Below are 495 nucleotides of genomic sequence, written 5' to 3' on the forward strand. Positions count from 1 at the left end.
TTGAGGCGCTTGTACTTGCTGATTCGCTAGCACTGGTTGAAGCGCTCATCGATGCTGACGTACTTGCTGACTCTGAAGCACTCGTTGAAGCGCTCATGGATGCTGACGTACTTGCTGACTCGCTCGCACTTGTTGAAGCACTTTGTGAGGCGCTTGTACTTGCTGACTCGCTGGCGCTGGTTGAAGCACTTTGCGATGCACTTGTACTTGCTGACTCACTGGCGCTGGTTGAGGCACTTTGCGATGCGCTAGTACTTGCTGACTCGCTAGCACTTGTTGAAGCACTCATTGAGGCGCTTGTACTTGCTGATTCGCTAGCACTTGTTGAGGCGCTCATCGATGCACTTGTACTTGCGGACTCGCTCGCACTCGTTGAAGCGCTCATTGATGCAGACGTACTTGCGGATTCGCTCGCACTGGTTGAAGCACTCATCGACGCTGAAGTACTTGCCGATTCTGAAGCACTTGTTGAGGCACTTTGTGACGCTGAAGTAC

1 pseudogene is annotated in these 495 nt (G+C 52.5%); it reads left to right on the forward strand.

Going from position 1 to position 495, the window contains the following annotated elements:
- Positions 1-95: 95 nt before the first annotated feature.
- A pseudogene (locus tag HMPREF2697_RS10590) lies at positions 96-495 on the forward strand (hypothetical protein); the annotation flags it as partial.

Source organism: Streptococcus sp. HMSC064D12 (assembly GCF_001837205.1).
Lineage (GTDB): Bacteria > Bacillota > Bacilli > Lactobacillales > Streptococcaceae > Streptococcus > Streptococcus salivarius_D.